Here is a 23804-nt window from a genome sequence, read left to right on the forward strand (position 1 = left end):
CTCGCGAGAGCCGACCACGCGAACTGGCAAGAATGGCAGCGGGCGGTTGGCTCAGCGGTAGAGCGTCCCCTTCACACGGGGAAGGTCACAGGTTCGATCCCTGTACCGCCCACCATTTCCTCCATCGAACACATACCATCCACCAGATTTCGCCGCCATGCCGTGCGTGATCGGCTGTCCGGGCCGGATCCATCTCGGGTCCTCATCCCGAGGCGGCCCCTCGGGATGAACAGGTTTGGCTGGGGCCATTCGGGCCGGGATCATCCCCGCGCCGCCGGCACAAGCGCCTCCACGGCCGCCACCAGCTCATCGAAATGCGCGATCACCCGGTCAGGGCCGAAGGCCTCGACGGGCAGGTCGGTGTAGCCGAACGGCACCGCGATCACCGGGATGCCGGCGGCCTTGGCCGCGTCGATGTCCGCGCGCGAATCCCCCACCATCACCGCACGGGCGGGGTCCCCGCCCGCGCGTTCGATGGTGAGGGTGATATGGCGCGGGTCCGGCTTGTAATGCGCGAACGTGTCCCGGCCGCAGATGGCGGAGAAGCGCCCCGACACCCCAAGGAGTTCGAGGAGCGTGAGGGCGTGGGCCTCGACCTTGTTGGTGCACACGGCGAGGGTGAAGCCCCGGGCCGCGAGGGTGTCGAGGGCCTCCGTCACGCCCGGGAACAGGTGGGAATGGTCGCACAGGTGGCGGCCGTAATGATCGAGGAACGCCACGAACAGGGCTTCCAGGCGGTCGTCGTCGAGGTCCGTGCCGGATGCCTCGAACCCGCGCCGGATCAACGCCTTGGCGCCGGCGCCGATCATGTCGCGGGCCTGCGCGAGGTCGAGGGTCTTCAGGCCTTCCTGCGCCAGGATGGCGTTGAGGGTTCCGACGAGGTCGCCCGCCGTCTCGGCCAGGGTGCCGTCGAGGTCGAACACCGCGATGGGCGGCAGGCTGGACGGGGATCGGCTCGGCGCGGACATGGGCTGGCTTTCTGCGAGGGCTCGGCGTTGGAGATCGGGGCCAAGCGCTATCGGGGCCGCGCGGCAGGGGCAAGACGCCCGCGCGGATGTGCGGTTTGGGCAAGACGCTGGCGCGGGGCCACGGTTGCGCCGCAAGGCGGCGCTATCGCTCGCGCGATCCTCAAAGCCGAGACATCGGGACACCCATGCGTCTGACCCACATGCGTCTGACCCAACAGGCCTCACATCTTTTCCGCGCGGTGGGGCTGCTGGCCCTCCTGACGACAACGGCCTGGGCGAGCTCCTACGAGTTCGTGCCCGCGCCGCAGATCGACCTCAACCGGGTCTACCGGGTCGACAAGGTCACGGGCGAAGTCACCTCGTGCCAGTACGGCCTGCGCGAGGGCGCGGTCGGCAGCGTCGGCCTCACCGTGTGCTACGGCGCCGGCGAGGGTGCGAGCGCCCAGGCGCCTTCCGAATACGGCCTCGTCGCCTCCCGCCACACCCGCGAGGCGGGGGTGTTCCGGGTCAATTATCGCACCGGCGAGATGAGCATCTGCTACGTCCAGCTCCAGAAGGAGGCCGTGGTCTGCACGGCCCAAGCCAATCCCACCGGACCGGAGGAAGCGGCGAGCCCCGTCCCCGGCCGGGCGAGCCCGAGCGTGACGCCCCCCCAAGGCGGTTCCGCGCGCCCTTGATCGCGCTCGTCCGCGTCGCGTTTGACGGCGCGGTCAGCCGTGCTAGGGCCTGCCGACGCCCGAAGCCCCGAGCCCGTTCCATGCGCCCTGCCGTCCCGAGCCGTCCCGTCGCCGCCGAACGACCGGCCCCCGGACGTTCGGCATGAGCGGGCCCGACCTGCGGCGCGCCGCCGCCGAGCGGGCCGTCGCCCTCGTGACGGACGGGATGCGCTTGGGGATCGGCACCGGCAGCACCGCCAACGCATTCATCGAGCTGCTCGGCGTCCGCGTCCGCGCCGGCCTCGACGTCGTCGGCGTGCCGACCTCCGAGGCGACGCGGGTCGCGGCGGAGGCCGCCGGCCTCCGGCTCGCCACCCTCGAGGAGTTGCCGGAGCTCGATCTCACCATCGACGGGGCCGACGAGATCGACGGGCACATGCGCCTGATCAAGGGCGGCGGCGCCGCCCTCCTGCGCGAGAAGATCGTCGCCTTCGCGAGCCGCCGCATGGTGGTGATCGCCGACGCGGCCAAGCGCGTCGCGACCCTCGGCGCCTTCCCGCTGCCCGTCGAGGTCAACCCGTTCGGCCTCGGCGCCACGCGGCGCGCGGTGGAGGCGGCCGTCGCGGCCGCCGGTTGCGCGGGCGCGATCGTCCTGCGCACGGGCGCGGACGGGGCACCGCTCCGCACCGATGGCGGCCATCACATCCTCGACGCGCATCTCGAGCACATCCCCGATCCCGAGGCCCTGTCGGCCGCCCTGTGGGCGGTGCCCGGCGTGGTCGAGCACGGCCTGTTCCTCGGCCTCGCCACGGGGGCGATCCTGGCCGAGGCGCGGGACGGCACGGCGCACGTGACCTGCCTCGGCACCGTCTGACCCATCCCCGATCCCTCGCCCGATCACTCGCCCGACCCGCATCGTCGAAGACTTCCCGGAGCCTCCTCCATGTTTCGCCCCCTGGCCTCCAGCTCCCACGCCCTGCGCGCCGCACTGGCGGGCGCCGCGCTCCTGATCGCCCCGGCGGTCCACGCCCAGGCGCCGCAGAAGCCGGCCGCCCCGCAAAAGGCCACGCCGGCCAAGCCCGCGCCCCCGGCGCCCGCGACACCAGCGGCGAACAACCAGGCCCCGGCCTTCGCCCCGTCGCACATGGCGCTGGCCCGCGAGGTGATGCTGAGTTCGGGCATCGCCCGTTCGTTCGATTCCATCATCCCGGCCTTCAGCGAGCAGATCCGGCAGAACGCCGTGACGCGGCCCGAACTCGGCAAGGACCTCGACGAGGTGCTGGTCGGTCTCCAGCCCGAGATGGAGTTGCAGAAGCAGGCGATGATCGACACGGCGGCGCGCATCTACGCCACCCGCCTCACCGAGGCCGAACTCTCCGACATCGCCACCTTCTTCCGGTCGCCCGCCGGCAAGCGCTACGTCGAGACCCAGCCCCAGGTTCTCGACGGCATCGTCCAGGCCATGCAGGGCTGGACCCAGGAGGTCTCCGAATACGTCATGGTGCGCGTGCGGGCCGAGATGGTGAAGCGCGGCCACCAGCTTCAGTAAGGCGCCTCGGCGCCGCGGTGCGATCAGGCTTCTTCCCGCGCATGTCCCCGCGCATGTCCCTCGGCGAACGCCTGCGCGGCACCGGAGCCCTCGCCCTGGCCGCCCTCCCCCTGGCGATGGTGGCGGCCAACCGCTCGAGCCCGGCGGTGATCGGGCTTGCCGCGCTCCTCTTTCTCGCCGCCACCCTGATCGAGGGTCGGCGCGTCGCCTGGACCACCCTCGCGGCCCCCTTGCGCACGGGAGCGGGGCTCACAGCCCTCGCCTTCCTCGGCTGGTGCCTCGTCTCCATCGCCTGGAGCCCGTTTCCCGCCCTGTCCTGGCGCACGACCGGCGAGTTCGGGCCCACCCTCCTGGCCGCCTACCTGCTGGCACGCCTCGCACCGGGCCGGATGCCGCCCGGGACGGCCATGGCCGCCGCCTGGATGCTGGGCCTCGCCGGGCTGGTTCTCGTGGCGGACCTCGCGACCGACCTCGCCCTGCGCAAGGCGCTGGGCACGCGGGTGGCTTACTTCATCTACAACCGCCCGGCCCTGACGATCCTGCTGGTCGCCGGCCCCTTCGTCGCCCTGCTCCTGCGCAGGGGACACCGGCTGACGGCCGGTCTCATCGGGGTCGTGTCCGCCGTCGCGATCCTGCGCTCCGTGAGCGGCGCCGCCGCCCTCGGGCTCCTCGCCGGCACCGGCATGGCCCTGGCGGCGTGGCGCCTGCCCCGGCGTGCCGGCCTCGGCCTCGCCGGGGTCGCCTTGGCGCTGGCGGTGGCGCTCAGCCCCGTGGAGGGCGATCTCCTCCATCGCCTGATGCCGGAGGCGGCCCATGAGCGCCTCGTCCAGAGCAGTTCGCGGGCGCGCGTCGCCATCGCGCGGAGCTTCGGCGCGGCGGTGGCAGCCGATCCGTGGCGCGGGGCCGGCTACGGCACGGCCGGGCGCTTCGCCTGGACGCCCGCGGCCGACGGCATCGCGCCGGAATGGCACCGGATGCTGGCGGTGGGCCATCCGCACAACAGTTTCCTGCAGGTCTGGGCCGAACTCGGGGTCATCGGAGCCGGACTGATGGCGGCCCTCCTGTTCCTGACGCTCCGCGCCATCGCGGCGATGCCCCGCTTCCAGGCGGTGACGGCGCTCGGCCTCCTCGGCGCGGCGGCGGCGGTCGCCTTCGTCGAGCACGGCGCGTGGCAGGCCTGGTGGGTGGCCGGTCTCGGGGGCGCCGTGACCTGGTTGCGCGAGGGGTGGCTGCAGGAAGGCGGGGCCGAGACGGGCTGAGGCTCAGGCCGCCGCCGCCTCGACGCGGTTGCGGCCGGCATTCTTGGCCCGGTAGAGGGCGAGGTCCGCGCGCTTGAGCATGTCGGCCGGTCCCACGTCCTCGGGCCGGCGCCAGGACACGCCGATGGACACGGTGACGCCGATGGCCCGGGTGTCGCGCTGGATCGAGAACGGCACGGCCTCGATCCGCTCGCGGATGCGCTCGGCGATGGCGTGGGCCTCGGGTGCCTCGGCGTCGGGCAGGATGATCACCACCTCCTCGCCGCCGTAGCGGGAGACGATGTCGATGCCCCGCGTGTGCGTGCGGATGCGATCGGCGAAGGCGCGCAGCACCTCGTCGCCGGCCTCGTGGCCCCAGGTGTCGTTGATGGTCTTGAACCGGTCGATGTCGAGCATAAGCGTCGCCACCGGGCGGCCGCGCAGCGCCGCCTCGGCGAACAGGGCGCCGAGATGGCTGTCGAGGTAGCGCCGGTTGTGCAGGCCCGTGAGCCCGTCCATGATCGCCAGTTCCATCGAGGCCTGGACGGCGCCCCGCAGGGTGTCGGAGAAGCGGCGGCGGCGCACCTGCGTGCGGACGCGGGCCACGAGCTCGTTCCGGTCGACGGGGCGCATGAGGTAGTCGTGAACGCCGAAATCGAGTCCCCGCACCACGCGCGCCTTGTCGTGCGGCTCGGCGATCATCACCACCGGCATGGCCCGGGTCCGGTCCAGGGACCGCAGCTGGCTGCACAGGCGCAGGCCGTCGAAATCGGCGAGATCGAGGCTGACGAGGGCGAGGTCGAAACCGCCCTCGGTGGCCAGCACCAGGGCCTTGTGCGGATCGGCCTCGACGGTGACGCTGTGGTGCTGGCCGAGCGCCGTCGCGAGGCGGTCGGCGGAACTCGCGCGGTCCTCCACCAGCAGGATCGTGGCGTTCTGCCCGGTCTCGGCGGTGGCGAGCGCCAGGGGGTCGCCCATGCCGAAATCCCGGGAGGCCAGGGCGCGGCTGCGCAGCTCGTCCGTCACCGCCTTCAGCCGCACGAGGCTGCGCACGCGGGCGAACAGGGCGATGTCGTCGATGGGCTTGGTCAGGAAGTCGTCGGCGCCGGCATCGAGGCCGCGCAGGCGGTCGGAGGGCTGGTCGAGGGCGGTGACCATCACCACGGGCAGATGGGCGGTGTTGGGGTCGTTCTTGAGCCGGCGACACACCTCGAACCCGTCCATGCCGGGCATCATCACGTCGAGGAGGACGAGGTCGCACAGACCCTTGGCGCAGATCGCCAGGGCATCCGGGCCGTTCATGGCCGCCAGCACGTCGAAATACTCCAGGGAGAGCTTGGTCTCCAGGAGCTTCACGTTGGGGAAGAGATCATCGACGATCAGGATCCGGGCCGACATCTGTCCTCACGCGTTCGGATCGAAGGGGACACGCCCGATCAGACGGATATGCCGGGTCAAGACGACTTGTCGGGTCAAGACGACTTGTTGGGTCAAGACGACTTGCCGTCACCGAGATATTGACGGACGGTGGCGAGGAACTTGGCGACCGAGATCGGCTTCGACAGGTAGGCCTCGCAGCCCCCCTCGCGGATGCGCTCCTCGTCGCCCTTCATGGCGAAGGCCGTGATGGCGATGACCGGGATCGACTTGAGGTCGTCGTCCTCCTTCAGCCACTTCGTGACTTCGAGGCCGGAGACCTCGGGAAGCTGGATGTCCATCAGGATGAGATCGGGCCGGTGGGCGCGGGCGAGTTCGATGGCCTCGATCCCGTTGGCGGTCTTGAGCGTTGCGTAGCCGTGCCCTTCCAACAGGTCGTTGAAGAGCTTCATGTTCAGCTCGTTGTCCTCGACGATGAGCACCGTCTTTGTCATGGCCCATTGTTCCCGGCGTTCGAGCGGCTCATTGTTCTTCGAGGCATGGCCCGCGCAATGAGATGTAACGGATACATGTTGACGAAACGCAAATCCGCCAATGACCGTGATTCGGCCGAGCGCCTCGCCCTGGCGATCCTCGCCTGGATGGCCACGGACGACGAGCGGCTCTACCCCTTCCTCAACGCCACCGGGGTGACCCCCGACACCCTGCGGGCGAGCGCGCAGGATGCCGGGTTCCTGGCCGGGCTCCTCGACCACGTCATGGGCGACGAAGCCACCCTGATGGCCGTGGCGGAGGCCCTGACGGTGCCGCCCGAGCGGATCGCGGCGGCCTGGCGCCGACTCTCGCCCATGGAGTTCGACGACGGATTTTCGGATCAGGGGACGCGGGGCGACGACGTCTGACGGCGCCGCGCGTCCGCCCATTCGAGGCAGGTCCGCCCGACCGATCGATCGGAGCGGTGGACGGGCCATTCCCGTCGCGGTGAGAGGGGCGCCGCCGCATCATCCGCCCTGCCGGCGGATCGACGCCGCTCCAGGAGCCGATGCCCTCGCGCTGCGCCCGACCGCGTTGGGTCGGGCCACATCGCGAGGCCTTCGCTTTGCCGCGCACTTTTGCGCCGAACCGGCATCCACTTCGGCGGAGAGCGCTCTAGGACTTGCAGTCGGTGGCGGCCGGGAGCTTGTCGAGGCGGCTGAGATTGCCCGCCACGGCGAATTCCCCGTAATCGAGGCGAAGGTTGCCGCTGACGCCGTTCTCGTAGAGGTCGAAGGTCAGCACGTAGATCGGCGTACGCTCGCCTTCGCCGGCGGTGAAGTAGCTCAGGGTCACCGGCCAGTGGGTCATGCCCGCCATCTCCCCCTCGCGCAGGGGCTTGTCGCGGTCGGCTTTCGGCATCGCGGCGCCCTCGCCCGCGGCTCCCTCCTGAGGCGCCCCTTCCTTGACGGAAGCGGTCGTGGCCGGGCGTCCGATCACCGCCAGGGTGTCGTAGACCTTCCGGCCGTCGTCGGTGCCGTCGTAGACCTTCACCGAGAGGGTCGTCCGGCCCTCGCGCGCCGCCGCGATGAGGCGGCGCATGTGGACCGTCGGGAACAGCACCTCTCCGCTCGCCTGGAACCCGTCGCGCTTGGGCTCCTTCAGGCGAACCTTGAGGGCATCGGCCACCGTCTCGGCGGTGCCGTCCACGGATTGGCCGGGCGTGCCGTTGAGCAAAGTGCTGACCTTGAAGCGGTAGCTGCGCCCGTCGGCGCTCTCGAAGGTGGTGTTGCGCAGGTCCGAGGTGCGGCTGCCGGTCTCGCCGCTTTCCAGCACCGTCACCTGCCGGGTCTGCATCGTGTAGCCCTTGCAGGCGTCGCCCGAGAAATCGATGACGATGCGCCCGCGCGCGCTCTCCACCGCCCGGGTGCCGCCGCTCTGGGCGAGCGACAGGTCGTAGACCGCGCGGTGGCTGGCGAGGGGCACGGGCTCGGCGGCCGACGCCCCGCTGGCGGACAGGATGAGGCAGGCCGTGGCGCGGGACAGACGCATGAAGTCTCCTGCCGGGGGGTTGGCGGGGTCGGACCGGCGCACCGTTCGGCACGCATGGACTGCCCGTCAGATAGGCCGCCCATCACCCACCGGCAATGCGAGTCCCTCGCGGCGGAGAGAGCCGGGCACGGCTTTGCGAACTCGTCCTTGCAAACCTGGGTTTGCAAGCTTGGCTTTGCAAACTTGGCTTTGACGGTGAAAACCCCGTCGCCCGCCCGGACGCGGTCAAGGCCGCTCTTGCCTCGGACTCGGGCGCTCCTGTACGGTTCGACCGTCGCCGAAGAGAGCCCGAGGCGAACGTCACCTGTCCGGTCCCGGGACCTTACGCTGCGGAGCTCCGCCGCCGGTCCTTCGCGCCCGTGATACATGCGGTGATCGGTGCACGATGTCGGAGGGGGCGATGACCGAAACGGTTCCGATCTGGTCGGACGAGCGCGTCGATCTCCTGCGTCGCCTGTGGCAGGACGGCCTGAGCGCGAGCCAGGTCGCCACGCAACTCGGTGGCGTGACCCGCAACGCCGTCATCGGCAAGGTCCATCGTCTCGGCCTGTCCGGCCGCGTGGCGAAAGGGCCCGACACCCTCCCCCGCAAGAAGCCGGCCCGCGAGGGCGCGGGCCAGGAGCCCGGACAACCGGAATCCGCGGACCACGAGACCGGGCATCGGGACACCGAAATCCAAGGGCTCGGGATCGATGCCCCCATGCTCGGGACCGTGGGCCGGGACAGCGAACCGTCCGGAACCGCGGCGGTCGAGGCCGGATCCGTCGTCGCGATGCAGCCCGCTCCCGCGGATACGCGCGCCGCGCCGGTGCCCGTGGCCCGGATCGAGGCCGTGGGCTTGGCGGCCTCGCGCAGGGTCACGATCATGGATCTGCGCGAATCCATGTGTCGCTGGCCCCTCGGGGACCCGACGTCGCCCGATTTCCACTATTGCGGCGACCGCGCCATCACCGGCCTGCCCTACTGCACCCACCACGCCCAGATCGCCTACCAGCCGGCGGCCGAGCGCAAGCGCGACCGCAGGGTCGGCGGATTTCGCTGAGGCGATCGCGATCGTCGTGCCGCCGGGAATCCGAGCGGGTCACGCTCCGCGCTTGCGGCCGGCGCGTCACTCGGTGCCGGCGAACATCTCGTCGAACGAGTAGCCCGAGCCCCGGACCGTGCGGATCGGGTCGCTCTGCCGGGGCCGGTTCAGGGCCTTGCGCAAACGCCCGACGTGCACGTCCACGGTACGCTCGTCAATGTAGACGTCGTGCCCCCAGACGCCGTCGAGCAGCTGCTCGCGCGAGAACACGCGCCCGGGACTGCGCATGAGGAATTCGAGGAGCTTGAACTCCGTCGGACCGAGATGGATCTCGCGGCCCTCGCGGCGGATGCGGTGGCTGAGACGGTCGAGCTCGATGTCGCCGGCCACCAGCAGGTTGGCCACGTGGGCCGGCTTGGCCCGGCGCAGGAGCGCGCGCACGCGGGCGAGCAGTTCCGGCACGGAGAACGGCTTGACGATATAGTCGTCGGCCCCGGTGCCGAGGCCACGGATGCGGTCGCCCTCCTCGCCCCGGGCCGTCAGCATGATCACCGGCAGGCGCTCGGTCTCCCGGCGCGCCCGGATCCGGCGGCACAGCTCGATCCCCGACAGGCCGGGCAGCATCCAGTCGAGCAGCACGAGGTCGGGCACCTGCTCCTGCATCCGCAGGTCGGCCTCGTCGCCGCGCGCGGCGGAATCGACCTCGAACCCTTCGGCCTCAAGATTATAGCGCAACAGGAGGGTCAGGGCCTCCTCGTCCTCGACGATGAGGATCCGCGTACTCATCACAACCGCCCGCTCATGCGGCCCGGAACCCTGCCCGACCCATGGCGGGGCGGGCAGGGCTCGAACCCTTGGTCTTTCGCGCCCTCGACGAGGGCTCCCCTCAGGCCCCCGTGGTCAGGCCGAGGGGCGGCATGTCCACCGTGGCGTAGTTCGAGGCGTCGTTCTTGGGACGATCGCTCTCCGCCAGGCTGTTGGCGCCGGTGACGAGGTAGTGAATCGTCTCGGCGATGTTGGTGGTGTGGTCGCCGATACGCTCGATGTTCTTGGCGACGAACAGCAGGTGCGTACAGAACGAGATGTTGCGCGGATCCTCCATCATGTAGGTCAGGAGCTCGCGAAACAGCGAGTTGTACAGGGCGTCGATGGCGTCGTCGCGCTCCCACACGTCGAGGGCCGCCTTGGTGTCGCGGCTGGCATAGGCGTCGAGGACGTCCTTGAGCTGCTCCTGCACCAAGTCGCTCATGTGCTGGACGCCGATGACGATCTTCTGCGGCTGGATCTGGTCCGCGATCGCCACCACGCGCTTGGCGACGTTCTTGGCGAGATCGCCGATGCGCTCGAGGTCGTTCGAGACCCGGATCGCCGACACGGTCTCGCGCAGGTCGATGGCCATGGGCTGGCGCCGGGCGATGAGCAGGATCGAGCGCTCCTCGATCTCGCGCTGCAGGGTGTCGAGGCGGTGATCGGCGGCGATGACCGCCTGGGCCAGGGGCACGTCGCGGCGCACGAGGGCGTCGCTCGCCTCCGTCATCATCTTCTCGGCGATGCCGCCCATCTCGGAGATGGACCGCCGCAGGTCTTCGAGGTCGGTGTCGTAGGAACTGACGATGTGGTCGGGCATGTCGCACTCCTCGGTCAGGTCTCGTTCGGGGAAACCTGCCACAGGGCGGGGTGGGGCGGGCTGCGGCGGAGGAGCCGCCCCCTCTCCCAAGAAATCAGCCGAAGCGGCCGGTGATGTAGTCCTGGGTCTGGCGCTTCTCGGGGTTCATGAAGATCCGCGTGGTCGGACCGAACTCGACGAGTTCGCCGAGATACATGAACGCCGTGAACTGCGAGATGCGCGCCGCCTGCTGCATGTTGTGCGTGACGATGACGATGGTGAATTCGGACCGCAGCTGCTCGATGAGCTCTTCGATGCGGCCCGTCGAGATCGGGTCGAGGGCCGAGGTCGGCTCGTCGAACAGGATCACCTCGGGGCGCTGCGCCACCGTGCGGGCGATGCACAGGCGCTGCTGCTGGCCGCCCGAGAGGCCCATGCCGGACTGCTTGAGCTTGTCCTTCACCTCGTCCCACAGGGCGGCCTTGCGCAGGGACTCCTCCACGCGCACGTCGAGATCGGCTTTCGGCAGCTTCTCGTAGAGGCGCAGGCCGAAGGCGACGTTGTCGTAGATCGACATCGGGAACGGCGTCGGCTTCTGGAACACCATGCCGATGCGCGAGCGCAGCTCGTTCAGGTCGACCCTGGCGTCGAGGACGTTCTGGCCGTCGAGCAGGATCTCCCCTTCGGCGCGCTGGTCGGGGTAGAGGCTGTAGATGCGGTTGAAGGTGCGCAGCAGGGTCGATTTCCCGCAGCCCGACGGACCGATGAGTGCGGTGACCTGCCGGTCGTGGAAGTTGAGGTTCACGGATTTCAGGCCGTGGAAGGTGCCGTAGTAGAAGTTCAGATCCTTCACGGCGATGCGGACGGGGGAACTCTCGTCCGCCTTGTGGCGGCCGGTGAGCTGCGCGGAGGTGATCCCGTTGGCGGCGTTCATCGGTTGCGGGTCCTTCAGGTCGAACGGGGGCGGGGCGAACGGGGCGCGGATCAGCGCGCGCGCTCGCTCTTGATGACGAAGCGGGCCACGATCGAGAGGGCGAGGATCGTGACGGTGATCAGGAGGGCGCCGGCCCAGGCGAGCTGCTGCCAGTTGCCGTAGGGCGAGAGGGCGAACTGGTAGATCATCACCGGCAGGTTCGGCACGCCGCCCATGAGGTTGGGTGAGAACCAGCTGTTGTTGTTGAGCGCCGTGAACAGGAGCGGCGCGGTCTCGCCGGCGATGCGGGCGAGCGCCAGGATGATGCCGGTGACGATGCCGGCGGAGGCCCCGCGCCACGTGATGGCGGTGATCACCTTGGAGGGCGGGGCCCCGAGCGCCGCGCCGGCCTCGCGCAGGGTCGAGGGCACGAGGCGCAGCATGTCCTCGGTGGTGCGGACGATGACCGGGGTGGCGATGATGGCGAGCGCCACGGCGCCGGCCCAGCCCGAGTAGCTCCCCATGGGCCGCACCATCAGGGTGTAGACGAACAGGCCGATGAGGATGGAGGGTGCCGAGAGCAGGATGTCGTTGAGGAAGCGGATGAGGTCGGCGAGCTTCGAGTTGCGGCCGTACTCCGCGAGGAAGGTGCCGGCCATGACGCCCACCGGCGTCGCGACCAGGATGCCCAGGAAGGTCATCACCAGACTGCCGAGGATCGCGTTGGCGATGCCGCCGCCCTCGGAGCCGGGCCCGGGCGTCGGCTCGGTGAAGAGGAGCGGCGAGAACCCCTTCACGCCCTCGATGATCAGCATGGCCAGGATCGAGCCGAGCACGAGGATGCCGATGAGGGTCGCGACCGTGCTGGCGCCGATGAGCAGCTTGTCGGCGACCCGGCGTCCCGAGCGGACCCGGCTCGCCTGGAGGGGCGGCGCGGCGGTGACGGTGTTGAGCGCGTCCATGGTGGTGTCTCCGGCCGGACTCAAGCGACCTTCACGCGCCGGACGAGCAGGCGGGCGACGATCAGGACGAGGAAGGTGATGACGAACAGGATGCAGCCGAGCGCCATCAGGGAGTTCAGCTGCAGGCCGTCAGCCTCGTTGAACTCGTTGGCGATGCGGGACGCGATGGTGGAGCCCGGATCGAACACCGAGGCCGAGAGGCGGTTGGCGTTGCCGATGACGAAGGTCACCGCCATGGTCTCGCCGAGGGCGCGGCCGAGGCCGAGCATGATCGCGCCGATGATCGAGACCGAGGCCTGGGGCACGAGGACGTGCCGCACCACCTCCCAGGTGGTGCAGCCGATGCCGTAGGCGCTCTCGCGCAGCACCGTCGGGATCTGGTCGAGCATGTCGCGGGTGATCGAGGCCACGAACGGCACGATCATGATGGCGAGGATGATGCCGGCGGTGAGGATGCCGACGCCCGAGGGCACGCGGGCGTAGAACAGGGTGCCGACGATGGGCATCCCCTCCACGAGGTTCGACACCGGCATCTGCACGAAGCGGGCGAACAGGGGCGCGAAGATGAACAGGCCCCACATGCCGTAGATGATGCTCGGCACCGAGGCGAGGAGCTCGATGGTCATCGCCACGGGCTTGCGCGCCCAGCCGGGGCAGAGCTGCGTCAGGTAGATGGCGATGCCGAGGGACAGCGGCACGCCGATGAGGAGAGCGAGGATCGCCGAGGCCAGGGTGCCCACGATGGCGACGAAGGCACCGTATTGCTCCTGGCCGATGTTCCAGGCGCTCGAGGTGATGAAGCCGGGGCCGAACTCGGCGAAGGCCGGCCAGCCGCCATACGCGATGGAGGCGAGGATGCCGAAGAGAACGAGGAGGACGAGGATCGCCGAGGCGTAGGAGGCGGTCCGAAACAGGGTGTCGCCGAGGCCGCCGGGCTTGCGCCGGGTCGGAGCGGCGGTCCGCGTCAGGGAGATCTGTTCAGTCAAGGCGCCCATCCGAAATCGTCTCTTCTCTCTGCGGCGTCTACAGCGCGGCGTGCCCCGACGCGAGCCCACCGTCGCCGGGCCCACTTTCGCCCATGAGACGGGCCCGGCGCATGCACCGGGCCCGTCGATGGATCACCTGTCCTCCGTGGAGGAGGGCTCAGTTGTTGTAGACGGGCTTGCCATCCTTGGTCTTGATGGTCTTCCAGGCCTCGTGGATCAGGCCGACGACGTTGTCGGGCAGCGGCACGTAGTCGAGGTCAACGGCGAGCTTGTCGCCGTTCTTATAGGCCCAGTCGAAGAACTTGAGCACGTCGGCGGTCTTGGCCGCGTCGGCCGGCTCGCGGTAGACGAGGATGAAGGTCGCGGCGGTGATCGGCCAGGCGTCCTCGCCGGCCTGGTCGGTCAGCGAGATGCCGAAACCGGGGGCGGACTTCCAGTCGGCGCTGGCGGCTGCGGCCTGGAACGCCTTGTCGTCGGGCTGCGGGAACTTGCCGGCCTTGTTCTGGAGCAGGGTGTGGCTGAGCTTGTTCTGCTTGGCGTAGGCGGACTCGACGTAGCCGATGGCGTTGGGGACCTGCTTGACGGTGGCGGTGACGCCCTCGTTGCCCTTGCCGCCCTGGCCCACGGGCCAGCTCACCGTGGTGGCGGCACCGAACTCCTTCTTCCAGGGCTCGGAGACCTGGGAGAGGTAGGTGGTGAAGATGTTGGTCGTGCCGGACGCATCCGAGCGGTAGACCGGGGTGATGTTGGCGTCAGGGAGCTTCACACCTTCGTTGAGCTTGGTGATGCGGGCATCCGACCATTTGGCGATCTTGCCGGCATAGATGTCGGCGACGATCTCGCCGGTGAGCTTGAGCTTGCCCGGCTCGACGCCCGGGATGTTCACCACGGGGACGACGCCGCCCATCACGGTGGGGAACTGGACGAGGCCGTCCTTCTCGAGGGCCGGTCCCTTCAGGGGCGCGTCGGTGGCGCCGAAATCGACGGTCTTGGCCTGGATCTGCTTGATGCCGCCGCCCGAGCCGATGGACTGGTAGTTCAGGCCCATGCCGCTTTCCTTGCGGTAGGCCTCGGCCCACTTGGAATAGACCGGGAACGGGAAGGTTGCGCCAGCACCCGTGATGTCGGCAGCCAGGGCGGAGGTGGCGAGCTGGGCGGTCGCGAGCCCGAGGGCAAGCGCGTAGGCGAAGGGTTTCACGAGGCTCTCCGTGTCTGTCGAGCGGGAGGGGGGACCGAAGGGCCCGCGCGATCCGCGCGCCCTCGATCCGCCACGACCCGTTAGCCGCCCGATGGTGCGGCTCTATGACCACGACGTGACATACGGATGACAGCGCCCGCCCATTCCCCGCGGCGGCGCGGCGGAATGGCACGGTCCTTGGACTTCGTGCGTTGGCAACACCTGCGCTCAGCACCGTGTCTTGGCGCCGTGTGGTGGCACGATGCGGCTCGGGGGAAACGATGGCGATGAACGAAGCGGACCGCGAAGAGGCGCCGTCGGGCGGCGATCCGGTGGGCGATCCGGGCGAGGGCGCGTTCCTCGACCTCCACGTGCAGCGCGAGGCCCTGGAGCGCAGGCTCGTCCTCGTTCAGCAGCAGCAGCAATTCGGTACGAATGCGGAGGCGATCGCGCAGGCCGGCACCGAGGAGCGCGAAGCCCTGCTCGACCTCGATCGGGTGCTCACCCTGATCCGGGCGGCGGAATATCGGCGACAGCCGGGCGCGCGGCGCTGGTAGGCCCGCGCAGTCCGGGGACGTTCAGTCCATCCGGCGGCGGTCGCGCTCCTTGTGGCGCAGGCGCAGGAGGAGGTCGATCTGGCTGTCGGGGATCGGCAGCGTGTCGCAGGTCTCCTCGTAGAGGGAGCGCAGGGCGTTGCCGAGGCGGTAGCGCGTCTCGTCGGTCAGCGTGGGATGCGCGTCCCCGTCGTGTTCGTGGTCCATGCCCATTCCGGTGATTCTCTGGTCCACGTCGCAGTCCCTCGTCTCGAGCGATGTTCAACGCCGACGCCGAATCAGGCGCGTGCCCGTCACCACGTGAGAGTCCGCGATCATGGTAAACAAAATCTTAACGCTGTCCGTGTCCCAGGTGCATCACGCATCCGCCGATTGAAGCAGGCGGGCGGCCGCGGCGCGGGCCTCGTCGGTCACGGTGGCGCCGGCGAGCATCCGGGCGATCTCCTCGCGCCGGGCCGGGGCGGCCAGGGACGCGACCCGGGTGGCAACCCGGTCGCTGCCCTTCACCGGGTCCTTGGCGATGAGGAAATGGGTCTCGGCCCGGGCGGCCACCTGAGGCGCGTGGGTGACGGCCACCACCTGAACCCGGGTGGCGAGGCGCCCCAGGCGGGCGCCGATGGCGTCGGCCACGGCCCCGCCGACGCCGGTGTCGATCTCGTCGAAGATCAGGGTCGGCGCCGAGCCCTTGTCGGCGAGTACGACCTTGAGGGCGAGCATGAAGCGCGACAGCTCGCCGCCGGACGCGACCTTCATCATCGGCCCGGGCCGGGTGCCCGGATTGGTCTGCGCCCAGAACTCGACGCGGTCGTAGCCCGCGGCATCCCGCGAGTCCGGGTCGGTGCTGATCTCGGTGATGAAGCGGGCGCGTTCGAGCTTGAGCGGCGGCAATTCGCCCTTCACCGCCGCGTCGAGGGCCTTGGCCGCCTTGCGGCGCCCCTCGGTGAGCTTCGTCGCCGCCTTGGCGTAGGCGGCCTCGGCCCCCGCCAGGGTCTTTTCCAGGCCGCCGAGGGCCTCCTCGCCGGCATCGATGGCGGCGACGTCCGACGCGTAGCGCTCGCGCAGCGCCGCGAGATCGTCCACGGGCACGTCGTACTTTCGCGATGCGGCGCGGAGCGCGAACAGCCGCTCCTCGACCCGCTCCAACTCGCGCGGGTCGAACTCGGCCTCGCGCAAGGCGGCGTCCAGAACCGTATGGGCCTCGTCGAGGGCCGTCAGGGCGGCATCGAGGGCGGCGACGCAGGGCTCGACCAGGGCGGGCAACTGTCCGGCCCGGCGCTCGAGCTTGCGCAGGGCGGAAGAGAGGTGGGCGACGCCCGGACCACCCGACGCCTCGATGGCCTCGTTGAGTTCACGGGCGACCTTCTCGCCCTGCTGCATCACCGTGCGGCGCTCGGCCAGGGCCGTCTCCTCCCCGGCCTTCGGATCGAGGGTCTCCAACTCGTCCACGGCGTGGCGCAGGAAGTCGACCTCCTTGCGCGCGGCCTCCACCCGGGCCCGGTGCTCGGCGAGGCTGGCGCGGGCGGCGCGTACGCGCTTGGCGGCCTCGCTCACCTGACCGAGGGGCGCCTGGAGGCCACCGAAGGCGTCGAGGATGGCGCGATGCGTCCCCGGATCGGCGAGCGCGCGATCGTCGTGCTGGCCGTGGATCTCCACGAGGGCGAGGCCGATGGCGCGCAGGACCTGCACGCCCACGGGCTGGTCGTTGACGAAGGCCCGGGTGCGGCCGTCGGCCATCTGGATGCGGCGCAGGATGAGATCGCCCTCGGTGTCGAGGTCGGCCTGCGCGGCCAGCGCCCGGGCGGGGTGGTCGAGGCCGATGTCGAACACGGCGGTCACGGCGCCCTGCGCCTCGCCGTGGCGCACGAGCCGGCCGTCGCCGCGTCCGCCGAGCGCCAGGGCGAAGGCGTCGAGCAGGATCGACTTGCCCGCCCCCGTCTCGCCGGTCAGGACGCTGAGGCCCTCGCGAAAGTTCAGGTCGAGCTTGTCGATGAGGACGATGTCGCGGATCGCGAGCTGGCTCAGCATGCTGCGGCGCGGGTCCTCTCCACTGGGACGGGTCCTCTCCACCGGATACCTGCGTCCCAACGCACCGTGATGTCCGGTCGAGGGACGGCGTCAGGTACGGATTCTGTCAGGGGCACTCTTAGCCATAACGCTTCCCGGGTTCACGCGCAAAATGCAGTTGGGCATCCTTGGCGCCCGTTCCGCTCAAGTGATCAGTGGGGAAGCAGCGCAGCGAAATCGAACGCTTCGATCTGTCGCTGGAAGTCCGGATTCCTCTCGCGAACCGAGCGGGCGATCAGATCCGTTTCGAAGGTGGGCCCCGGTGCGGCCGCGACCTCACCGGCTCGCAGGAATTGGTCCGCGTAATGCCGATCGCCTTGAGCGATCGACCCTCGCGCGATCGCTTCGGCAAGAAAATCCGCGACGGAGTCGGAGGGCATGTCCGACGGAACCAAACCCTTGGCCTTCAGGTGCCTGAGAACTCGCATTCTGGCCTGCGTGGAGCCAAGATTCGAGACATGGAGCACCCCGATCCGGCCGCACGCGTCCGGCCGGATGCGCGCGGCAACGTCCCCAACGTGGAGATTGTGACCGACATGGGTGAGATCGGGGCAGATGTTCGAACGCACGATCGCCTTTCCGTTGAAGGTCCCGGCCGCGATCGCATCCCGTGAGACATCGAAGCGCAGCGGTCCTTGCCACGCACGGTCATCGGATCGCTCCGCCGGCGCGGCGATGTTCTGATACCAGGTGCCCGGATAGATTGGCTCATCGCCCTCCGACAGAATCGAGAGTAGATTGTCCCCCCCGATGGTCCCGTCCCGGTAGCCGAACACGAACTCGTCCGCATCGACCACACAAAGATACTTGCAGCTTCGTGATACAAATCGATAGAAATTCAAATTGAACGCAACGTCGTGCAGATTGTCGTAGTAATGTGGATATGAGAACAGCAAAACTCGTTCTCTATATTCCGCAAGCAGGCTCAGATACGCCTCATCTCTCGACCCACAGTCCATGACGATGATATTATGCCACCCAACGAGACGACTATAGTAGTCCATCCATTTCGGCAGCAAATACGCGTCATCCTTTATCTTAAGAACGACTTTTAGATAGGTATTCAACCCTGCGCCGAATTCGAGCCCGCGGGTGCGACCGACGGCGAGCCAATCCCGATATGCGTCCCGGCGTGAAAAAAAGCGTTTCCGGCGGCTGTTCTCGTAGACGCGTTTCGAGAAGAACGGGGTCTCGTGCCGCAGGTCCGAGCCGCAGCGGTCGAAGTGCCGCTCCTCAGGACGCTCTAGGAGATACTGATAGGTATCGTGGAACCGCGGCCTAGCAGCAAAGCCTCGTATGCGCTGCCAAGCATGGAACGTCCAGCGCTGCAGGTCCATCGATGGCAGTCGCTAGACCAAATCAACCAGATGAATGGGATCCGGCTTGTAAGGCTCCGACTCCGCAACGCGGCGCTCAATTGCATCGATGGATTCGGCGGGGCGCGACACATCGATCCCCTTCAGCTGCCACGGCGCGAGCGTCCACCAATTCGAGGCGAGCAGACGCGCGATGAGCGCCTCATCGAAGCGGTAGCGGACGACCCGGCCCGGATTCCCCACGACGATGGCATACGGCGGAACATCACGGCTCACCACCGCGTAGGCACCAATGATCGCGCCCGTTCCGATGGTCACGCCGGGCCGGACATAGGCACGGTGGCCGATCCAGACGTCGTTCCCAATCACGATGGTACTGCCTTGAACGAACCCCGCGCTTCCGGCCGTGTCCGGATCGAACGCATGGTAGGCGTCGGCGTCTGCGAAGTCGCGACCGACTGGAATGATCGTCTCGTGCAGATAGAAGAAAGGCGAGGTGCTCAGCCAATCGATCGAGTGATCGCCCCGTCCCATCTGGACCTCGTCGCCGATGGAGACGTACCGCCCAATCGTGACGTTGTTGAAGTGACCGGAGACGCCGTAGCTGAAGCTGCCCACGGAAATCCGGCCTAGGATATCCATCCACTGCAGGGAGCAGGGCGGCTCGAAGACGCTGTTGGGCGGAAGCACCCGGCCGTCCGGCGGCGGCGCGGAATCGACGCCGCGTGCATTCAGCGTCGCCTTGAGTTCGGCAGTTATGACGTAGCGACCATCCGCCGTCATCCGCGGCTGAACGGGTGCAGGAGCGTCATCGATCGGGACCGAAACCGGCGTCGGCATCGGTCGATGAATCGGAGGGAGGATGCCGACCTTCCGCAACAGCCGGGTCGTTCTGCGTACGAGCATGAGGCGGTGACGTCGCTCCAAAAGCAGAGAACATGGACCCAAGCGGTGGATCTCCGCTTTCGGAAAAGGTGATACAAAGTCGATGATCGGCGGTGGTATGGTCCGCCTCGGAAACCGCGGTAACTTCGAACTGGAAGCCCCCCCCTCCTACCTGGGTCGGGCGGTCGAACGGCGGCCCCGAGCGGGGCCGCTGGCTCAGGTCACTGCGCTTCGGCGGTCCGGCCGACGACGCCGCGATAGACCTTGCTCAGCCACGAGGACTTTTCCTCGCGCGGCTCCAGGCCGCCGTTCTGCAGGAGCGCGAAGGCGTCCTTGTACCAGGGGCTGTCGGGGAAGTTGTGGCCCAGCACGGCGGCGGCTGTCTGCGCCTCGGCGGTGATGCCGAGCGCCATATAGGCCTCGACGAGGCGCTCCAGGGCTTCCTCCGCGTGGCGGGTCGTCTGGTACTTGCTCACCACATCGCGGAAGCGGTTGATGGCGGCGGGGAAGTTGCGACGCTCGAGGTAGAAGCGGCCGACCTCCATCTCCTTGCCGGCGAGCTGGTCGCGGGTGATCTGGATCTTGGCCTTGGCGTCGGTCGCGTATTCCGAGGTCGGATACTTCTGGACGAGCTCCTGCAGTCCGGCGAGCGCCTTCTCCGAGCGATCCTGATCGCGGGTCACGTCGGGGATCTGCTTGTAGTGCGACATCGCCATCAGGTACTGGGCGTAGGCCGCGTCCTTGCTCGCCGGGTGGCGCTGGAGGTAGCGCTTCGAGGCCGAGATGGCGTCGTCGTACTTCTGGCCCTCGTAGTTCGAGTAGGCCGTCATCAGCAGCGCGCGGCGCGACCAGTCGGAATAGCTGTAGGCCTTGTCGAGCTCGCCGAATTTCTTCGAGGCGCCCTCGTAGTCCTTGTCCTCCATCCGCGCCAGGCCGTCGCTGTAGAGCTTGTCGGCAGGAACATCCGGCACGACTTCCGGCTTGTACTTCTCAGCGAAGGGGTTGATCGAATCGAGGGCGTCGCAGCCGCCGAGGCCCACGCCGCAGAGCGTGAGAAGCACGGCCGCCATCGCACCGCGGTTCGGATGAGTGAGGCGCATTCCGGTACTTCCCCCAACAGGCGGCCCGCTTGGGACGCGCGTCGTCAAGCCATCACAGGTGTCGGTCGCGTGGCTGACGGCGTGATGCCACGGTCCGGCTGCGTTGCCCAGCGGACCTTGCCCCGTTTCACGGACGATTCACCGTGGCGCGCGATTTGGGCGTGAAAACGGCGGCCGACCCGGCCTTTGCCCTGAGCCCACCGATTTGCGGACCGGATGTTGCGGGCCCGCTACAGATCCCGATGTCAGAGTTCGCCCGCGAAGGCGGCGAGGCCGAGGCTGTTGCCGAATTCGGCGAGGCTGGTCTCGCGGCGCGGGCTGGCGGCTTCGACGATGGCGTAGTTGGCCCGGTCGGAGAACAGGGCGGTCAGCACGCCGACGTTCATGCGGTGGCCGCCGCAATAGGAGCGGTAGGCGCCCTGGAGCGGCAGGCCGGCAAGCGCGAGGTCGCCGACGGCGTCGAGGAACTTGTGGCGGACGAACTCGTCGGCGTAGCGCAGGCCCTCGGGGTTCACGACCGCCGTCTCGCCCACCGCGACGGTGTTCTCGAGGGAGGCGCCCAGGGCAAACCCGGCCTTCCAGTAGCGTTCGACGTCGCGCATCATCCCGAAGGTGCGCGCGCCCGCGATCTCGCGGCGATAGGCGGAGGGGGTGAGGTCCATGGCCTTGCGGCTGCGGCCGATCACCGGATTCTCGAAATCGATCTCCACGTCGAGGCGGAAGCCGCGGTCGATGGGGCGGAGTTCGGCGAAAGCGCGGTCCACCTCGATGCGGACGGGGCGCAGAACCTTGATCCAGCGCCGGGCGGCGCCGCAGGTGGTGAGGCCGACGGCGTCGATGGCCTGCACGAAGGGACGGGCGCTGCCGTCGAGGATCGGCATCTCGGGGCCGTCGATCTCGACGAGGACGTTGTCGAGCCCGACCCCGTAGAGGGCGGACATCAGGTGCTCGATGGTGGCCACGGCGCCCGTCTGGACATCGCCGATGACGGTGCAGAGTTCGGTGGCGGACACGCAGGCGTGGTGGGCTTTGATGAGGCGATCGTTGCCGGTGGGCATGCCGGTGCGGAGGAACGCGATTCCGTGGTTCGCCGGCGCGGGGTGGAGGGTGATCTCCGCCGGGTTCCCGGAATGCACGCCGATCCCCCTGAGGGTGGCCGGTGCCTTAAGTGTCGTTTGATGGTTCGTTCGCATTCCATAGCCCTCGGCCGTGATCGAACGCAGGCCTCCTTCGAGGGAGGCAAGTCGTTCCCGTGATCCGTCCGCTGCTTGAAGCCCCGCGAGCGCGGGCGGCGAAACCGCCGCGCTTTTCGTTCCAAAATTCGTATAGCCCCGCCCCAAACCGGGACCAAATCACGGATTCTTACGCTGTGTTACAATGCAGCGTTTGGAGAGCGATCGAAAAACCTCTGCGCAATCAATCGCTTGACCACGCACGTCACCCGAGGTCGCAAGACCCCGGGTGCGTTGCAAAAACACATCAGGCCGGACGGAGATGGGCCCCGTCCGGGACGTTCAGTTGGCCTGGCGGCGGAGGAAGGCCGGGATCTCGAGCTGATCGTCGTCCATCATCCGGGCCTGCGGGGCCTGTACCCGGCCCTGCGGGTCGAGGTTGCCCTGGGCCGGGCGGTAGCCCTGGGCGGCGGGCGCGGGCGCCCGCTTGGCGTAATCGGCGGGGGCCTGCGGCACCGGGCTGGCCGGAGCGCGCACCGGCACCGGCACGGGGGCGGCCTCGGCCTCCTCGCGGCGTCCGCCGAAGCCGACGGTGGCGAGGCGGCGCAGGAGCGTCATCCGCTTGGTATCGGCGGCGGGCTCCGCCGGCTCTTCGCCGCGGCTGGCGCGGAGCTGGGCCTGGGCCGGCATCGGCAGGTCCTGGATCTGCGGCATGCGCGGCGCGCGGGCGACGGCAACGGCCGGGCGCGGCGGCACGAACGGGCCGGCGGCCTGGAGGGGAGCCGGCTCCGGCAGCGGCAGAGGGGCCGGCTCGTACGCCATGGCGGCGCGGGGCTGGGTCTGGGTCAGCACGACCTCGTCGCGGATGACGGGGGCCATCTCCATCCGCACCGGCTCGACGGGGGCCATGGCCTCCGGCAGGGCGGGGCGCGGAGCCTGGACCGGCGCCGGAGCGACGGGGGCGGCGACCGGGGCGGCCGCGGGAGCGGTCAGGGGCTGGTCTTGTCCGGGGGCGCGAAAGGTGGTGGCGGGCTGCGCCGCCCGGGCCCTCGCTTCCGCCCGAAGCCGCTCGGCCACCTCGGCGATCCGCTGCTCGGTCTGCTGGATCTCGGGGTTGTTCTGCGAATGGGCCGTGATCAGGGCCGGCTCGATGCCGGTAGCGACCACGGAGACGCGGATGATGCCGTCGAGGCTCTCGTCGAAGGTGGCGCCGAGGATGATGTTGGCGTCCGAGTCGACCTCCTCGCGGATGCGGGTGGCGGCCTCGTCGAGCTCGTAGAGGGTGAGGTCGTTGCCGCCCGTGATGGAGATCAGCAGGCCGCGGGCGCCCTTCATCGACACGTCGTCGAGGAGCGGGTTGGCGATGGCCGCTTCCGCCGCCCGGTTGGCGCGGTTCTCGCCAGAGGCCTCGCCGGTGCCCATCATGGCCTTGCCCATGCCGCGCATGATCGCGCGGACGTCGGCGAAGTCGAGGTTGATGAGGCCTTCCTTGACCATGAGGTCGGTGATGCAGGCGACGCCCGAGTAGAGCACCTGGTCGGCCATGGCGAAGGCGTCGGCGAAGGTGGTCTTCTCGTTGGCGACCCGGAACAGGTTCTGGTTCGGGATCACGATGAGCGTGTCGACGGCGGCCTGGAGCTCCTGGATGCCGGCCTCCGCCGTGCGCATCCGGCGCACGCCCTCGAACTGGAAGGGCTTGGTGACGACGCCGACGGTGAGGATGCCCATGTCGCGGGCGGCGCGGGCGATGACGGGGGCTGCACCGGTGCCGGTGCCGCCGCCCATGCCGGCGGTGATGAAGCACATGTGGGCGCCGGACAGCTGGTCGCGGATCTCGTCGATGACCTCGTCGGCGGCGGCCGAGCCGACCTCCGGGTGCGAGCCGGCGCCGAGCCCCTGCGTCACGCCGAGACCCATCTGGATCACGCGCTCGGCCTTGGAGGAGGTGAGGGCCTGGGCATCCGTGTTGGCGACGACGAACTCGCAGCCGAGCAGGCCGGATTCGATCATGTTGTTGACGGCGTTGCCGCCGGCTCCACCGACGCCGAAGACGGTGATGCGGGGCTTCAGTTCCCGGATGTCAGGTGCCTGCAGACTGATGGCCATGGGTGTCGAGCCTCTCGTGCCTTTCACGTTTCATTTGACGCCTCGATGGAGGGAGGCGCCGATTCTCGTCTGGCCGTTCGCGCCCACCCCCGATGCCGGGGGTTTGGGGCGCGACGGCGGTCGTTC

Annotated in this window: 24 protein-coding genes and 1 tRNA gene; 8 read left to right on the plus strand and 17 right to left on the minus strand. The window is 69.1% G+C overall.

The window, feature by feature from the left end; translation table 11 throughout:
* Window positions 1–40: 40 nt before the first annotated feature.
* A tRNA-Val gene (locus ASG60_RS03110) sits at window positions 41–115 on the plus strand.
* Window positions 116–260: 145 nt separating this feature from the next.
* Here the strand turns inward: ASG60_RS03110 and ASG60_RS03115 are convergent.
* Window positions 261–968, minus strand: coding sequence for an HAD family hydrolase (locus ASG60_RS03115; protein WP_056165921.1), 708 nt, complete (start codon window positions 966–968; stop codon window positions 261–263).
* Between the two features lie 185 nt (window positions 969–1153).
* On the opposite strand from ASG60_RS03115, the gene ASG60_RS03120 reads away from it, so the two are divergent.
* From ASG60_RS03120 to ASG60_RS03135, 4 genes are all read left to right on the plus strand, one after another.
* Window positions 1154–1645, plus strand: coding sequence for a hypothetical protein (locus ASG60_RS03120; protein ID WP_082478766.1), 492 nt, complete (start codon window positions 1154–1156; stop codon window positions 1643–1645).
* A 142-nt stretch (window positions 1646–1787) separates the two neighbouring features.
* Window positions 1788–2498 (plus strand): ribose-5-phosphate isomerase RpiA, encoded by a 711-nt coding sequence (rpiA, locus tag ASG60_RS03125; protein WP_056384200.1) that lies wholly within the window; start codon window positions 1788–1790, stop codon window positions 2496–2498.
* Window positions 2499–2567: 69 nt separating this feature from the next.
* Entirely contained in the window at window positions 2568–3173 is a 606-nt protein-coding gene (locus ASG60_RS03130) for a DUF2059 domain-containing protein (protein ID WP_056264992.1), read from the plus strand.
* Between the two features lie 53 nt (window positions 3174–3226).
* Window positions 3227–4432, plus strand: a complete 1206-nt coding sequence (locus ASG60_RS03135) for an O-antigen ligase family protein (protein ID WP_244476556.1) — start codon at window positions 3227–3229, stop codon at window positions 4430–4432.
* Window positions 4433–4435: 3 nt separating this feature from the next.
* On the opposite strand, the gene ASG60_RS03140 is transcribed toward ASG60_RS03135, so the two are convergent.
* Window positions 4436–5809, minus strand: coding sequence for a PleD family two-component system response regulator (locus ASG60_RS03140; protein ID WP_056165909.1), 1374 nt, complete (start codon window positions 5807–5809; stop codon window positions 4436–4438).
* Window positions 5810–5901: 92 nt separating this feature from the next.
* Window positions 5902–6282: a response regulator gene (locus ASG60_RS03145; RefSeq protein ID WP_056165906.1), complete on the minus strand. Its 381-nt coding sequence runs from the start codon at window positions 6280–6282 to the stop codon at window positions 5902–5904.
* Between the two features lie 75 nt (window positions 6283–6357).
* Between ASG60_RS03145 and ASG60_RS03150 the strand changes: the two genes are divergently transcribed.
* Window positions 6358–6690 carry a DUF3572 domain-containing protein gene (locus ASG60_RS03150; protein WP_056384202.1) on the plus strand — a complete coding sequence of 111 codons (333 nt, stop codon included), beginning with the start codon at window positions 6358–6360 and terminating at the stop codon, window positions 6688–6690.
* A gap of 247 nt (window positions 6691–6937) precedes the next feature.
* Here the strand turns inward: ASG60_RS03150 and ASG60_RS03155 are convergent, their stop codons facing one another.
* A complete protein-coding gene (locus tag ASG60_RS03155) occupies window positions 6938–7813 on the minus strand; it encodes a cell envelope integrity EipB family protein (RefSeq protein ID WP_056384203.1) in 876 nt (291 codons plus the stop codon).
* A gap of 400 nt (window positions 7814–8213) precedes the next feature.
* Here ASG60_RS03155 and ASG60_RS03160 point away from each other — a divergent pair, with 400 nt between their 5' ends.
* Window positions 8214–8855, plus strand: a complete 642-nt coding sequence (locus ASG60_RS03160) for a GcrA family cell cycle regulator (RefSeq protein ID WP_056384204.1) — start codon at window positions 8214–8216, stop codon at window positions 8853–8855.
* Between the two features lie 66 nt (window positions 8856–8921).
* On the opposite strand, the gene phoB is transcribed toward ASG60_RS03160, so the two are convergent.
* The 6 genes from phoB to pstS form a co-directional block, all read right to left on the minus strand.
* Window positions 8922–9623, minus strand: coding sequence for a phosphate regulon transcriptional regulator PhoB (gene phoB / locus ASG60_RS03165; RefSeq protein WP_056165894.1), 702 nt, complete (start codon window positions 9621–9623; stop codon window positions 8922–8924).
* 100 nt (window positions 9624–9723) lie between these two features.
* Complete coding sequence (phoU, locus tag ASG60_RS03170; protein WP_056165889.1) at window positions 9724–10464, minus strand: phosphate signaling complex protein PhoU; 741 nt, start codon at window positions 10462–10464, stop codon at window positions 9724–9726.
* Window positions 10465–10558: 94 nt separating this feature from the next.
* The gene (gene pstB / locus ASG60_RS03175) at window positions 10559–11377 is read right to left on the minus strand and encodes a phosphate ABC transporter ATP-binding protein PstB (protein ID WP_056165883.1); all 819 of its coding nucleotides are present in this window, start codon (window positions 11375–11377) and stop codon (window positions 10559–10561) included.
* A gap of 50 nt (window positions 11378–11427) precedes the next feature.
* Window positions 11428–12318 (minus strand): phosphate ABC transporter permease PstA, encoded by an 891-nt coding sequence (gene pstA / locus ASG60_RS03180; RefSeq protein ID WP_056165880.1) that lies wholly within the window; start codon window positions 12316–12318, stop codon window positions 11428–11430.
* Between the two features lie 20 nt (window positions 12319–12338).
* The gene (pstC, locus tag ASG60_RS03185) at window positions 12339–13313 is read right to left on the minus strand and encodes a phosphate ABC transporter permease subunit PstC (RefSeq protein ID WP_056384205.1); all 975 of its coding nucleotides are present in this window, start codon (window positions 13311–13313) and stop codon (window positions 12339–12341) included.
* A 148-nt stretch (window positions 13314–13461) separates the two neighbouring features.
* Entirely contained in the window at window positions 13462–14502 is a 1041-nt protein-coding gene (gene pstS, locus ASG60_RS03190; RefSeq protein WP_056264982.1) for a phosphate ABC transporter substrate-binding protein PstS, read from the minus strand.
* A 266-nt stretch (window positions 14503–14768) separates the two neighbouring features.
* On the opposite strand from pstS, the gene ASG60_RS03195 reads away from it, so the two are divergent.
* A complete protein-coding gene (locus tag ASG60_RS03195) occupies window positions 14769–15038 on the plus strand; it encodes a hypothetical protein (RefSeq protein ID WP_200918677.1) in 270 nt (89 codons plus the stop codon).
* A gap of 21 nt (window positions 15039–15059) precedes the next feature.
* On the opposite strand, the gene ASG60_RS03200 is transcribed toward ASG60_RS03195, so the two are convergent.
* The 7 genes from ASG60_RS03200 to ftsZ form a co-directional block, all read right to left on the minus strand.
* Window positions 15060–15269 (minus strand): hypothetical protein, encoded by a 210-nt coding sequence (locus tag ASG60_RS03200; protein ID WP_244476557.1) that lies wholly within the window; start codon window positions 15267–15269, stop codon window positions 15060–15062.
* A 123-nt stretch (window positions 15270–15392) separates the two neighbouring features.
* Window positions 15393–17060: a DNA repair protein RecN gene (gene recN, locus ASG60_RS03205; RefSeq protein WP_056264977.1), complete on the minus strand. Its 1668-nt coding sequence runs from the start codon at window positions 17058–17060 to the stop codon at window positions 15393–15395.
* 191 nt (window positions 17061–17251) lie between these two features.
* The gene (locus ASG60_RS21750; protein WP_082531586.1) at window positions 17252–18436 is read right to left on the minus strand and encodes a glycosyltransferase family 2 protein; all 1185 of its coding nucleotides are present in this window, start codon (window positions 18434–18436) and stop codon (window positions 17252–17254) included.
* A gap of 12 nt (window positions 18437–18448) precedes the next feature.
* A complete protein-coding gene (locus ASG60_RS03215) occupies window positions 18449–19255 on the minus strand; it encodes a CatB-related O-acetyltransferase (RefSeq protein WP_162244770.1) in 807 nt (268 codons plus the stop codon).
* Window positions 19256–19521: 266 nt separating this feature from the next.
* Window positions 19522–20400 carry an outer membrane protein assembly factor BamD gene (locus ASG60_RS03220; protein WP_056165863.1) on the minus strand — a complete coding sequence of 293 codons (879 nt, stop codon included), beginning with the start codon at window positions 20398–20400 and terminating at the stop codon, window positions 19522–19524.
* Between the two features lie 245 nt (window positions 20401–20645).
* Window positions 20646–21593, minus strand: a complete 948-nt coding sequence (gene lpxC, locus ASG60_RS03225; RefSeq protein ID WP_056384207.1) for a UDP-3-O-acyl-N-acetylglucosamine deacetylase — start codon at window positions 21591–21593, stop codon at window positions 20646–20648.
* 321 nt (window positions 21594–21914) lie between these two features.
* A complete protein-coding gene (gene ftsZ / locus ASG60_RS03230; protein ID WP_056384208.1) occupies window positions 21915–23678 on the minus strand; it encodes a cell division protein FtsZ in 1764 nt (587 codons plus the stop codon).
* Window positions 23679–23804: the final 126 nt, after the last annotated feature.

The sequence above is a fragment of the Methylobacterium sp. Leaf469 genome (genome assembly GCF_001424745.1).
In the GTDB taxonomy this organism is placed as follows: Bacteria; Pseudomonadota; Alphaproteobacteria; order Rhizobiales; family Beijerinckiaceae; genus Methylobacterium.

Coding starts and splice junctions, on each gene's coding strand:
- ASG60_RS03215 (WP_162244770.1), bottom strand. CDS start 19,255: ATGCCGACGCCGGTTTCGGTCCCGATCGATGACGCTCCTGCACCCGTT.
- ASG60_RS03155 (WP_056384203.1), bottom strand. CDS start 7,813: ATGCGTCTGTCCCGCGCCACGGCCTGCCTCATCCTGTCCGCCAGCGGG.
- pstB (WP_056165883.1), bottom strand. CDS start 11,377: ATGAACGCCGCCAACGGGATCACCTCCGCGCAGCTCACCGGCCGCCAC.
- ASG60_RS03160 (WP_056384204.1), top strand. CDS start 8,214: ATGACCGAAACGGTTCCGATCTGGTCGGACGAGCGCGTCGATCTCCTG.
- ASG60_RS03195 (WP_200918677.1), top strand. CDS start 14,769: ATGAACGAAGCGGACCGCGAAGAGGCGCCGTCGGGCGGCGATCCGGTG.
- ASG60_RS03145 (WP_056165906.1), bottom strand. CDS start 6,282: ATGACAAAGACGGTGCTCATCGTCGAGGACAACGAGCTGAACATGAAG.
- ASG60_RS21750 (WP_082531586.1), bottom strand. CDS start 18,436: ATGGACCTGCAGCGCTGGACGTTCCATGCTTGGCAGCGCATACGAGGC.
- ASG60_RS03140 (WP_056165909.1), bottom strand. CDS start 5,809: ATGTCGGCCCGGATCCTGATCGTCGATGATCTCTTCCCCAACGTGAAG.
- ASG60_RS03220 (WP_056165863.1), bottom strand. CDS start 20,400: ATGCGCCTCACTCATCCGAACCGCGGTGCGATGGCGGCCGTGCTTCTC.
- pstC (WP_056384205.1), bottom strand. CDS start 13,313: ATGGGCGCCTTGACTGAACAGATCTCCCTGACGCGGACCGCCGCTCCG.
- recN (WP_056264977.1), bottom strand. CDS start 17,060: ATGCTGAGCCAGCTCGCGATCCGCGACATCGTCCTCATCGACAAGCTC.
- pstA (WP_056165880.1), bottom strand. CDS start 12,318: ATGGACGCGCTCAACACCGTCACCGCCGCGCCGCCCCTCCAGGCGAGC.
- ASG60_RS03150 (WP_056384202.1), top strand. CDS start 6,358: ATGTTGACGAAACGCAAATCCGCCAATGACCGTGATTCGGCCGAGCGC.
- phoU (WP_056165889.1), bottom strand. CDS start 10,464: ATGCCCGACCACATCGTCAGTTCCTACGACACCGACCTCGAAGACCTG.
- ASG60_RS03130 (WP_056264992.1), top strand. CDS start 2,568: ATGTTTCGCCCCCTGGCCTCCAGCTCCCACGCCCTGCGCGCCGCACTG.
- ASG60_RS03115 (WP_056165921.1), bottom strand. CDS start 968: ATGTCCGCGCCGAGCCGATCCCCGTCCAGCCTGCCGCCCATCGCGGTG.
- ASG60_RS03120 (WP_082478766.1), top strand. CDS start 1,154: ATGCGTCTGACCCACATGCGTCTGACCCAACAGGCCTCACATCTTTTC.
- phoB (WP_056165894.1), bottom strand. CDS start 9,623: ATGAGTACGCGGATCCTCATCGTCGAGGACGAGGAGGCCCTGACCCTC.
- lpxC (WP_056384207.1), bottom strand. CDS start 21,593: ATGCGAACGAACCATCAAACGACACTTAAGGCACCGGCCACCCTCAGG.
- ASG60_RS03135 (WP_244476556.1), top strand. CDS start 3,227: ATGTCCCTCGGCGAACGCCTGCGCGGCACCGGAGCCCTCGCCCTGGCC.
- rpiA (WP_056384200.1), top strand. CDS start 1,788: ATGAGCGGGCCCGACCTGCGGCGCGCCGCCGCCGAGCGGGCCGTCGCC.
- ftsZ (WP_056384208.1), bottom strand. CDS start 23,678: ATGGCCATCAGTCTGCAGGCACCTGACATCCGGGAACTGAAGCCCCGC.